We start from the raw sequence: 11,409 nt of genomic DNA on the forward strand, positions 1-11,409 counted from the left end.
AGCTGATTCTCGGCGTCCAGTGTGTACTGTACTAAGCTCTCCGCGCGGTGTGAGTCCCACCCGTCGCGTCAATTCGATCCACCGGAAAGGTTTCCACGTACGCAGTATCCGTCAGGCTCATGATCGCACCGCCAGTTCCGCTCGATAGACGTCACGCACGAAGTCCACGATGTGGGGCGCCGGATGCCGAACCACGGAAGAAGCGGATCGGGCTCTCCGAGAGCCCATCACCGCCTGTCGAGATCTTTAGGTCGCGCCACACCGTTGTGGTGCACAGCATGGATCGGCTCGCCCGGAACCTCGGCATGCCTGCCCTCGGCATTTAGCGGTTGTGGCGCAGCTTGAGTTACCGAACGGTGTCGGAGAGCGCGGCGAGCTCCGTATCACGCAGTTCGATGGTGGCGCCACGTATGTTGTCTTCAAGGTGGGTGATGCTTGATGTTCCTGGTATGGGAAGGACGACCGGACTCCTTTTCAGCAGCCAGGCCAGCGCCAATTGTGCGGGGGTAGCACCATGTTCCGCTGCCAGGTTGGTGAGCGGGCTGGTTTCGCCGGTGAGTCCACCGGTGGCGAGGGGGAACCAGGGGATGAACCCAATGCTTCGTGTGGTGGCCCAGTCAAGGAGTTCCTCGGCATCGCGCTGGGCTAGGTTGTACAGGTTTTGCACGGACACGATCGGGGCGATTTTCAACGCGGCCTCCGCTTCAGCGATGGTTACCTCGCTGAGGCCGATGTGTCGGATCTTGCCTTCGTCCTTCAGGGTCTTCAGTTCTCCAATCTGATCTTCGAGGGGAATGGTCGGGGCGATGCGGTGGAGCTGCAGAAGGTCGATGCGGTCGATGGAGAGATGTCGTAGTTCCCTTTCGACCTGGCTGCGCAGGTGGGCCGGTTCACCGTTCGGCGTCCACAGTCCGGGGCCTTGGCGGGTTTGGCCGACCTTGGTGGCGATGACGATGTCGTCGGCATAGGGGTAGAGGGCGTCGCGGAGGATGCCGCTGGTGACATCGGGGCCGTAGGCGTCGGCACTGTCGAAGAGAGTCACTCCGAGTTCAGCAGCGCGGCGGACCACCCGGATGGCGTTTTCGCGGTCTGCAGGTTGGCCCCAGGTCCCTGGTCCGGTGAGCTGCATGGTGCCATAGCCGAGGCGCGTCACGGTCAAGTCGCCGCCGAGGGTGAAGGAGCCGGAGGCATCCGCCGGACGGCTGTTCGGGTTGATCATAAAGACTCCTTATGAGGTCGTGGAGCGGGAAAGAATTGTCTTGTGCGGTGTGCGCGATGAATTGGCTATGCAGCGTTGGTCGGTTCGCTCATGCCGTACTGATAAGGCACATGGAGGTGGTCGCGGAGGGTGTCTCCGTTGTAATCCTCATGGAACAGGTCCCGCTGCTGGAGCAGTGGGACGACCCCGTCGACGAATGCGTCGATGCCGTCTTCGTAGATGTCTGGGTTGAGCCAGAATCCGTCACAGGCGCCGGCTTCGAACCACTTTTGCATGTGGTCTGCCGTGAGGTGCGGGGGGCCGATGGGGGCGGGGTGGTAGTCGATGATTCCGTGGTAGAGGATGTCGCGAACGCTCCATCCTTCCTGGGCGATCTCGAGGGCCTTTTCGGATCGGGGGTCGGAGGGGTTTGCCCTGGCGGTCGAAAGCTGCTGCCCGGTCAAGGGCCGGTCCAAGTCAGTTGCGGTAAGGGAAATGCCGAGCATCATTCCGAGGTAACCGATCCGTTGGTGAATGACGGGCTCGACGAATTGGCCGCGTCGATCGAGTGCTTCGCGTCTGGTCGGAGCGATGGTAGGGCTTATGCCGGCGAAGTACTTGATGTCGTCGGGGTCGCGGCCAGCTTGCTCGGCTGCCCGGCGGACGTTGGATCGTTGCCGGATGGAGTCTTCGATGGTGTATGTGGACCCGATGACGCCATTGGCGAATCGCCCGGTCAGAGCCAAACTGTGCGGGCTGCCGCCAGCTTGGAAGATGACGGGTTGTCCTTGCTTGGATGGGGGGATCTCCAGTGGCCCACGCGAAGCGACGTACTGCCCTTGCAGGTTGATGGGCCGAATCTTGGCCAGATCCGCGAAGACGCCCGATTTCTGGTCTGCTATCCAGGCGTCCTCTTGCCAGCTTCCCCAGAGGGCTTGAATGAGCTGCACGACTTCGTGGGCGCGCCCATAGCGGGCGTCTCGTCCGGCGATCGTGGTCCCGAAGTTGGCAGCGGAGGCCTGATCGGAGGTGGTGATCGCGTTCCAGCCGATGCGGCCTCCGCTGATCACGTCAAGCGTCTTCAACTGACGAGCCAGGTTATAGGGTTCGTAGAACGTCGTTGACGCTGTCGTGACGAAACCGATCTTTGTGGTCTCGCGAGCCATTACCGCCATCGTGATGAAGGGATCCATCGTCAGCATGGGTGAGTCCTGATCTGATTGCTGGCTCTGCGCAAGAAAATCAGGCAAGAACAGGAACTGGAACTTTCCCCGCTCGGCCGCCTGCGCGTACCGTACGTACGCGTCCGGATTGGTGTAATTGCGCGGGTCGACCTGAGCAGCACGCCATGCCAGTGTCTGGGCCCCATAGCCGTTGCCCAGTTGCATGCCGATCAGCATCTTCTTTGTGGTCATTGCCGGTGACTCCTTGTTGCAGGCAGACGTGAACGGAAACGGTGAGTGGAACAGGTCACGATGCCTCGATCGAACGACGCGGGGGGAAACCATTCCGGCGGGCTGCGGCGACGATGACGAGAACGATGACAAGGAGCGCCAGGGTCGCGAACGGCAAAGCCTCGGCGCCGAGGCCGGACAGGACGAGCCCGCCGAGAATCCCGCCCACCGCGATCCCAGCGTTCAAGCCGGTGACGAGAACGGATTGAGCGGCATCAACGGCCGTGCCGGCGGCGTTGGTGAGGGCTGTCTGCTGGAGGCTTCCCGACCCGCCGAAAGCAAGACCCCACGCAGCGATACTGACCAAGACCGCAGCGGGCGAGGCGAAGGCCAGTCCGAGTACGAGAACCGCGACGGCGAACACCGCGGTGCTACCCAGCATGAGCAGACGCAGATGCTTGTCGATGACGATGCCCGTTACCCACAGGCCAACGAGAGCGGACACTCCGAACACGAGGAGCGCGGCGCTGACACGGTTCCCCATCCCCGCGACATCGAGGAACGACGCAATGTAGGTGTAGAGCACGGCATGGCCTGCGAAAAAGAGCAACCCGACGACGACGACCGGCGCGACGCCAGGAATTCGAAGGGCCTGAAGGGCATTGGTGCGCTCATGCTTCTCCTGGCCGGGGATTGCCGGAACCACGGCAAGGACCCACGCGAGCACGGCAGCCGCAAGGACAGCCATCATGACGAAGGTAAGTCGCCAGCCGATACCTGCAGCGAGGAAGGTTCCCGCAGGAGTACCGAAGGCGAGGGCGACAGGCGTGCCGGACAGGGCAATCGTCAGAGCGCGGCCCCGCTGCCCCGGATCCACGATCCGGCTGGCATATCCTGCAAGAATCCCCCAGAGAGCTCCAGCGAAGATGCCCCCCACGAACCTGGCCGCGAGAGTCAACCCGAACGCGGGCGACACAGCGACAACGAGGCTCGTGACGATGTAGCCGCACAGCGCCATTACCAGGAGACGCCGGCGCGGCCACCCCATAGTCGCCCCGATGACAGGGATGGCACCCAAGAGCGCTCCCAAGGCGTAGAAGGTTATGGTCTGGCCCGCCACCGCTTCCGTGACTCCCAGGCCGGCGCTGAGGGCAGGCAGGACGCCCGCCGGCAGCGTCTCGAGCATGACCGCCAGGAACCCGGCGGTGGCCAGCGCAAGAAGGCTACCGCCAGGCAGACGCGTGGGTAACGAAGAGTGAGCGGAATCGGTGAAAGTCTTTGACATCCCACCATTTTGAAACATTAACACTACTGTTAATGTCAAATCGAACGTTAGGGCGGGACGCGAAGATGCTCAGCCCGCAGGTACCTCTGATCTGCCCGCGCGAACATCAACAGCGGCTATGTACCGGGAGAGCGCGTCTCGATTCGAAGTCAGGAAGGCTATCTTCTGCGTCATGCGGTCGCGTTCCTGGACTAACAGATCGCGAAGCCCGGGTTCGATATTCCGAACAACAATCGCCTGCTCCTGATCCAGGCACGGGAGGATTTCCAGAACGATACGGGACGGAATGCCCGAGTCGATCAAGCCACGAATCTTGCCCACCCGCTCCACCAGGTACTCGCCATAATCCCGGTAGCCATTCGCCTCACGAACCGGTTGAATGAGGCCCTGTTCCTCGTAGTAGCGCAGCATGCGCCGCGGCACCCCCGTTCGCGCGGAAAGTTCACCGATTCGCATTCATTCCTCCTCCGTACGCGACCTTCACATTAATGGTACCCTTCCACCCCAGTGCCAGGTTCGACTACACCACCGGAACAGACCATGAAATGTTTGCTCGACGAACCGGCAGACGTCAGTCCCGGCGGTGACATGCCGGGGCACCGCCGCCCGTTCGCACCACCCGCAGACGACCCTCGAAGGGACCAAACACCCTTCCCCACCGAACAGGACACAGCCGGCGGCGCCGGGTCACCCCAGAGTAAGGACGCCACGGGTACCGTCATCGTCCGCTCCGGCTGCCCCGGCAGTCAGGGCTCCTGGAAGACGCGGGCTCGTCCCCGTCCTCGCCTTCAGCGGCATCGCCGTCGCCGTCATGCAGACCCTGCTTGTTCCAGTCGTCGCCGACCTTCCTAGGCTGTTGGACACCACCGCGTCCAACGCCGCGTGGGTGATCACCGCGACGCTGCTGTCCGGCACCATCGCCGCCCCGGTCATGGGGCGGCTCGGCGACCTGTACGGCAAGCGCCGCCTGCTCGTCCTCAGCCTCGGGTTGATGGTGCTGGGCTCGCTGGTCTCCGGGTTTACTTCGGACCTCCTGCCAATGGTCGTGGGGCGCGCCGTCCAGGGCCTCGCGTTGGGGGCCATCCCGCTCGGTATCAGCATCATTTGGGACCAGCTGCCACCCGAGCGGCGTGGATTCGCCCTAGGGTTGATGAGCAGCTCCATCGGTGTCGGCGGTGCACTGGCCATTCCTCTGGCCGCGCTCGTTGCCCAGAACTTCGACTGGCACTGGCTGTTCTTCGCCTCCGCCGCCCTCGGTGCGCTGGCCATGGCGGCGATCTTGGCCGTAGTACCCAGGAACGAGCAGCGCATCCCCGGCCGCTTCGATGTGATTGGCGCGCTCGGACTTACCCTTGGCCTCGTCGCCCTGCTGTTGCCCTCTCCAAGGGCGCCGACTGGGGCTGGGGGAGCCCCGCCACGCTCGGGCTCTTCGCCGCCGCCATAGTGATTTTCCTGCTGTGGGGGCTCTTCCAACTGCGTACCAAGGACCCGCTGTTGGATCTGCGCACAGCCTCACGCCGGCAGGTCCTCCTCACCAACCTGGCCGCGATCACCGTGGGTCTGGCGTTCTTCGCGGTAACACTCGTCATGCCACAGCTGTTGCAACTGCCGGAATCCACCGGATACGGGCTCGGGATGTCCATGGTCACGACAGGCATCTGCGCCTCCTCATTGGGTCTCGCGATGATGGCGGTTGCCCCGCTCGCCGCCCGACTGTCGGCCGTCCGCGGGCAAAAGTTCACGCTGATGACAGGGCTTGCGCTGTTCGCCGTAGCCTACCTGACAGGGACGGCGCAGATGGGCGCCGTTTGGCAGATCGTGATCGTCGCCGCCCTTGCAGGCGGCGGCGTCGGCATGGCCTATTCCGTGATGCCAGCGCTCATCCTCGACGCCGTGGATCCCTCGGAATCGGGTGCAGCCAACGGGCTGAACTCGCTGATGCGTTCCATTGGCACGTCAGTCTCCAGCGCCGTCGTAGGCGTGGTCCTCGCGAGCACGGCGCAGCCCATGGGGAGCGTCGAGGTGCCGACGCTGGTCGGCTTCCGTACCTCATTCCTGATCGCGGCAGGCGCGGCGCTTCTCGGCCTCGCTCTTGCAACGTTCCTACCAGGGCGGAAGGGGAGCGCCGCGAAATGACCCGGCACCCGCCGCCGGCGGGGTAGTCCCAACAACTGGCGCCCTCCGGAAGTTTGGCCAGCCGGTCCGTCAGGAGAGTAGGGCACACCTCAACCTGACAAACTTCGCCGCTAGTCCTGACTTCTTTCTGAGACAGGCCTAGAACTCAACCTGACAGGGCGAGGTTGGAGGCACCGGTGACGAGACAGCGGATCAGGTACGAACGAGTAAGCACACTGGAACGGAACGAGAAACGCCAGCTTGAAGGCCAGGTTCTGGACAGGGTCTTCACGGACGTGGTCTCTGGCAGGGACACTCGATGGACTCCGGTCCATGCTGCGCGTTTTGTCCGCCTAGAAGTTGTGGGACGGGGCCTCGGCGGCCTCCAGACGCCGGAGGACTTCTGCGAGTATATCTGCAGGTAATGCGCCGCTCGCGGCGGCCGCGGCGTTGCTACGCACATGCTCAGGATTGGATGTTCCGACGATGGCCGTATGCAGGCCAGGGTGCGAAAGGGTGAAGCGCAAGGTGAACTCCACGCGGCTCATCCCATCCAGCAGCTCATCCAGGGCCGCCGCTTCCCAGATACGGCGCATCGCCTGGTTAGGGAGCATGTAGTAGGAGCGGGACGTCCAATCTTCCGGGACCCCCCGTGCCGCTCCCCCGCGGACCACCACGCCCAATCCCGCCTGCGCGGCATGGGTGATGATGCCGCCGTAGTCGCGCTGGATGATGGAGTACGGAACCTGAATGGCGGCGAATGATCCTGCCCGGATGTGCTCTTGGATGTTAGGAAACAGTCCTGAGACGCCGACGAAACGGACCTTGCCTTGGTCACGCATGGCCAGTGCCTCCTGCAGCGCCCCCTCGGCCTCGAACTCGTTCTGGGTCAAGCTCCGGTGGAATTGCACGAGGTCCAAGTGGTCGGTCTTTAACTTCCGCAAGCTCTGCTCGATGCCCTTCCGGACGTTTTCCGCTGTGTGGACGTGGTCCGAGCGGATCGAAGCGTCGGGGACGCAGCCGCATTTGGAGGCCAAAAGGTACTCGGAGCGGCGGTGAGAGATGTGACGCCCGATGAGTTCCTCACTACGGCCATAGTCGATAGAGGTGTCGATGAAGTTGATGCCCTCGTCCAGCACGGTGTTCAGCAGGCGCCCGGCCTCGGCGTCCCCGAGCGGCGGGCCCCCTTCCGCCGGACCGCGTAGCTCCATGGCCCCGAATCCGAGAAGAGACACATCCAGCCCGGTAGAACCAAATGTCCGTCGAGGTAGATCTCCCACTAGACTTCACTCCTTCTTGGTTGTCATCACACGCGTTGGTTTATCGGCTGCGCTCTACGAGCCGAGACTGCTTGAGAGCCTCGCCGTACTGGGCAGGCGAAATGAACTAGTTCACTTTCCGTCGGGGACATAGTTCTCTGCGGAGGTACTTTTCGGTCACGTGCTCCTACTTTTCTTCTGGTGCGTTCGGCCGGAGTCATCAAGATGTTCGAGCATGACTCCAGCGTCGGATCCCGCCCCGACGAGCCCACGAGTTGGGCAACACCTGTGGAGTGCTGCAGGCGTTAGACACGCCATTAGCCTATTGGGGTTGCTGAGGCTGGCTTTCGGAGTGGTTGTCAGGCAATAAGCCGCATTTCGGGGACGGCGTTGTAGAGAGCTTGGGTGTAAGGGTGTTGGGCTTTTTCGAAGATCGTTGCGGTGTTGCCCTGTTCGATGACGTGTCCGTCTTTCATGACAACTGCGCGGTTGGCGAGGCTGCGCACGACTCCGAGGTTGTGGGTGATGAACAGGAGCGAGACGCCGCTCTGGCGCAGGTCGTCGAGGAGGTTGACGATCGTGGCTTGCACGGAGACGTCAAGTGCTGAGGTGACCTCGTCGCAGATGATGATGCTGGGGCGGGCGGCGAGGGCTCGTGCGATTGCGACGCGCTGTTTTTCTCCACCGGAGAGTTCGCTGGGGTATTTTCCGAGCACGCGGGCCGACAGCTGCACCCGCTCCAGTAGTTCGGTGAGTTCGGCGGTTGTGGCGCGTGTTCCGCCGAGCATTTCCAGGGGTCGTCCGACGATGGATCGGATGGTGTGTGAGGGGTTGAGTGAGCGGTCGGGGTTCTGGAAGACAATCTGCACTTGCTGGAGTTGTTCGCGGGTGCGGTCTTTTGCCTGGTTTGGTAGCGGCGCCCCGCGGAAGAGTATCTCCCCATTTGAGGGCAGGTGCAGACCTGCGATGCATCTGCCTGTGGTGGATTTTCCGCTGCCTGATTCTCCAACGATCGCGACGCATTCGGCTTTGCCGATGCTGAAGCTTATGTCGTCGACCGCGATGTTCTCGCGGGATCCGCGGCCGTAGGTCGCGATGAGGTTGCGGACCTCGAGTTCGGGCACATCGGTGTCGGGGTTGGCCATCTCCTCCCGGTTTCTCACTTCTACCCGTACGGAGTGGGGGTGGAAGCATCGGATGTATCCGTCCCCGTGTGCGGGGGCAGCTGCAGGAAAGTGTTCAGCGCATTGTTCTGTGGCAGCCGGGCAGCGGGTGCGGAAGAAGCAGCCGCTCGGCCGCTCGCCCGGCTGCGCAGCCGTGCCAGGGATCCCCTTGATGACGCGGCGAGTGATGACGCTGGGCACCGAATTTAATAGTTCGGCGGTGTAGGGGTGGGTGGGATCGCGGAAGATCTGGGTGCAGGAGCCTACTTCGACGAGTCGCCCGGAGTACATGACGCCGACCCTGTGTGCGATCTCTTGGACCACCGCGAGGTCGTGGGTGACGTAGACGAAGGCGGATTCGCGTCGTGCCGCGAGTTTGGAGACGAGTCCGATGATCTTTTTCTGGGACGTGGCGTCCAGCGCGGTGGTCGGTTCGTCGAGCACGATCACGCTGGGTCGTCCCACCAAAGCCATCGCGATCAGGATGCGCTGCTGCTGCCCTCCGGAGAGCTCGAACGGGTAGCGGTTGATGAAGCTTTCGTCGGCGGGGAGTTCCACTTCCCGAATCGCTTCAATGCATCTGGTACGCGCCTCGTCCGTTTTCACGCCATGCACGGTAAGTGTTTCGACCATTTGCGAGATGATTGTGCGGCGGGGGCTGAGGCCCTTGCTGGGATCTTGTGGCACGTAGCTGATCCGTGAACCGCGAACGGTCCGCAGGCGCTGGGCGTCGAGGGTGGGCATGTCGATGTCGCCGACTCGGATTGCGCCGGTGCTGATCCGCGCCCCGGCGCGTGCGAAGCCGAGAAGCCCCAGGGCGACACTGGACTTACCGCAACCGGATTCTCCGACGAGGGCGAAAATCTCGCCTCGTGAGACCTCGAAGCTGATCTGATCGACGATCTCGATGCCGTGCTCGGTCTCGATGCGAAGGCCATGCACCTGCAGTACAGGTTCTTCGACAGGTCTGGCGCCGATGGGTAGTTGGGGTGCGGGAGCGCTCATTATCGGGTCCTTCCGCCTACGGAGCGGGCAATTGAATCGGAAACTGTGGTGACGGATACAGTGAAGAGGGCGATGGCGATTGCCGGCACGACGACTGCGATGGGCTGGATGAGAAGGCCGATCCGGTTTTCGTTGATCATGAGGCCCCAGTCCGCCGCCGGTGGTGATTGGCCCACGCCGAGGAAGCTGAGTCCTGCGTAGATGAGGGCTGCATAGCCCACCCGGGCACCGAAATCGGCGGCCAGCACGGAGCGGGTGTTCGGCAGGATCTCCCGTACGGCGACGGCGAGCCGGTTCTCGCCCCGTGCCAGCGCCGCCTCCACGTAATCAGCCGAGGCCGCATCCAGAGTGGCTGCGCGCGCCACCCGGATCGCGCCGGGCACGAGCACGACCGTCAGCGCGACAAGCGACGGCCCGGGTCCGGTGCCGAGGCTGGCTAACACGAGCAGCGCGAGGATCAGGGAGGGCAACGACAATACAACATCGACGATCCACGTTATGACGAGATCGACTCTGCCACCGATGGAACCGGCGAGCGTGCCGACCAAGCCTCCAATCACCAACGAGATAAGAGGAGCCAGCAAGGACAGCATGATCAGGGTGGCTCCACCGTGCAGGAATCGGCTAAGGACATCGCGTCCGAGGTAATCGGTTCCCAGCAGATGGGTGGAGTCCGGGGGGCCGAAAGGAACCCCCGCGACATCCGTGATGCCGTGCGGTGCCAGGAAAGGACCCAGGATGACAACGGTCAGGATCACCGCCATGGCAGCCACACCGAAGCGTCCGCTCACCGTTCCCGTTGCGAGCCTGAACACATTCCGCAACGCCCGCCCTGCCCGCCGCAACGGTACGGGGCGGGTGCTGGCCCGTGTGGGCTTGTTCTTGGACAGGGTTGTCATCAGAAAGCACCTCCGCGGCGCAGTTGCGGGTTGAGGACCATTGCCACCAGATCGGCGATCAGGTTGCTGAGGATGTACGCGGCGCTGAGCAGGATCGTGAGGCTGGCCACGGTCGTGATGTCGCGGGTGGAGACTGCCTCGACGAGCATCGTTCCCACACCCGGGTAGTTGAAAACGGTCTCGATCACGACCACACCACCGATGAGAGAGCCCATCGCCAGACCCAGTACCTGCACCGAGGGTCCCAGCGAGTTCGGCAACACGTGACGGAGGAGGAGGGTGCGGGCCGGCACTCCCCGGAGCACCGCCATCTGCACGAAATCGGACTGCAGCACATCAATAGTCGACGCCCTCACCAGGCGAGTCACCTGACCGGCACCCACTATCAGCATCGTCAGCACCGGAAGCACGAGGAGGTTCGGTTGCTCCAACGCCGTCATCCTTGGGTTCAGGAGCGAAACGCTCGGCAGGACTTTGAGCCAGCTCGCGAAAATCACTACCAGGAACGTGCCGATGACGAACTCCGGCGTGGCCAGGAACCACATCGTACCGGTGCCCACGACACGGTCGATCAGCGTGTCTTTCCGCATCGCGGACCAGGTACCCAGCACCACCGCCACCGGGACGAGCAGCACCAGCAAACACCCGGTGAGAACCAGGGTATTCCTCAACCGCGATCCCACAAGATCCGCGACCGGCTGATGGGTCACCATCGACACTCCCAGATCCCCTTGCAGCAGCCCCGTAAGCCACGACCAGTACCGCAGCACGACAGGCTGATCCAGCCCCGCCGCCTGCAGCGCGGCCTGAAGCGCGGCGGGATCGCCCGTGTTAACCCCCAAAGCAACCTCAGCCGCGTTCCCTGGCAGCAGATTCGCACCAAAAAACACCAGAACAGATACCGCCAACAGAGTCACCACACCAGTACCGATCCGCACCAGCACATAACGCACAAGCGGAGGCAAGGACCCCGGGCCACGCCGCCCGGTCCTCGTTACCGGGGGCGGGGACGCCGGGGGCGTAGTCACCGTGGTGGTCATTTATTCACCGTGACGTCGGTGAAGTCATAATCGCCGAACGGCGAACGCATA

10 protein-coding genes and 1 pseudogene are annotated in these 11,409 nt (G+C 63.1%); 3 read left to right on the forward strand and 8 right to left on the reverse strand.

Going from position 1 to position 11,409, the window contains the following annotated elements; translation table 11 throughout:
• Window positions 1-346: 346 nt before the first annotated feature.
• From BMX78_RS22120 to BMX78_RS22135, 4 genes are all read right to left on the reverse strand, one after another.
• On the reverse strand, window positions 347-1,219 hold the full coding sequence (locus BMX78_RS22120; protein ID WP_091424657.1) for an aldo/keto reductase: 873 nt from the start codon (window positions 1,217-1,219) through the stop codon (window positions 347-349).
• Between the two features lie 65 nt (window positions 1,220-1,284).
• Entirely contained in the window at window positions 1,285-2,613 is a 1,329-nt protein-coding gene (locus BMX78_RS22125) for an NtaA/DmoA family FMN-dependent monooxygenase (protein WP_091424658.1), read from the reverse strand.
• A gap of 55 nt (window positions 2,614-2,668) precedes the next feature.
• Complete coding sequence (locus BMX78_RS22130; protein ID WP_091424662.1) at window positions 2,669-3,877, reverse strand: MFS transporter; 1,209 nt, start codon at window positions 3,875-3,877, stop codon at window positions 2,669-2,671.
• 69 nt (window positions 3,878-3,946) lie between these two features.
• Entirely contained in the window at window positions 3,947-4,333 is a 387-nt protein-coding gene (locus BMX78_RS22135; protein ID WP_091424665.1) for a MerR family transcriptional regulator, read from the reverse strand.
• A gap of 127 nt (window positions 4,334-4,460) precedes the next feature.
• Between BMX78_RS22135 and BMX78_RS23310 the strand changes: the two genes are divergently transcribed.
• The 3 genes and pseudogenes from BMX78_RS23310 to BMX78_RS23540 all read left to right on the forward strand — a co-directional run.
• On the forward strand, window positions 4,461-5,321 hold the full coding sequence (locus BMX78_RS23310; protein WP_211482615.1) for an MFS transporter: 861 nt from the start codon (window positions 4,461-4,463) through the stop codon (window positions 5,319-5,321).
• A 50-nt stretch (window positions 5,322-5,371) separates the two neighbouring features.
• A complete protein-coding gene (locus BMX78_RS23315; protein ID WP_211482616.1) occupies window positions 5,372-6,013 on the forward strand; it encodes an MFS transporter in 642 nt (213 codons plus the stop codon).
• Between the two features lie 176 nt (window positions 6,014-6,189).
• Window positions 6,190-6,309 (forward strand): annotated as a pseudogene (locus BMX78_RS23540) (recombinase family protein); the annotation flags it as partial.
• 36 nt (window positions 6,310-6,345) lie between these two features.
• On the opposite strand, the gene BMX78_RS22150 reads toward BMX78_RS23540, so the two are convergent.
• The 4 genes from BMX78_RS22150 to BMX78_RS22165 form a co-directional block, all read right to left on the reverse strand.
• A complete protein-coding gene (locus BMX78_RS22150) occupies window positions 6,346-7,272 on the reverse strand; it encodes an aldo/keto reductase (RefSeq protein ID WP_091424667.1) in 927 nt (308 codons plus the stop codon).
• A gap of 338 nt (window positions 7,273-7,610) precedes the next feature.
• Entirely contained in the window at window positions 7,611-9,419 is a 1,809-nt protein-coding gene (locus BMX78_RS22155) for an ABC transporter ATP-binding protein (RefSeq protein ID WP_091424670.1), read from the reverse strand.
• A complete protein-coding gene (locus BMX78_RS22160) occupies window positions 9,419-10,318 on the reverse strand; it encodes an ABC transporter permease (RefSeq protein ID WP_091424672.1) in 900 nt (299 codons plus the stop codon). The genes BMX78_RS22155 and BMX78_RS22160 overlap by 1 nt, the downstream gene beginning before the upstream one ends.
• The gene (locus BMX78_RS22165; RefSeq protein ID WP_170850921.1) at window positions 10,318-11,271 is read right to left on the reverse strand and encodes an ABC transporter permease; all 954 of its coding nucleotides are present in this window, start codon (window positions 11,269-11,271) and stop codon (window positions 10,318-10,320) included. The genes BMX78_RS22160 and BMX78_RS22165 overlap by 1 nt, the downstream gene beginning before the upstream one ends.
• Window positions 11,272-11,409 lie beyond the last annotated feature (138 nt).

The organism is Arthrobacter sp. OV608 (genome assembly GCA_900110595.1).
Classification (GTDB): Bacteria; Actinomycetota; Actinomycetes; order Actinomycetales; family Micrococcaceae; genus Arthrobacter.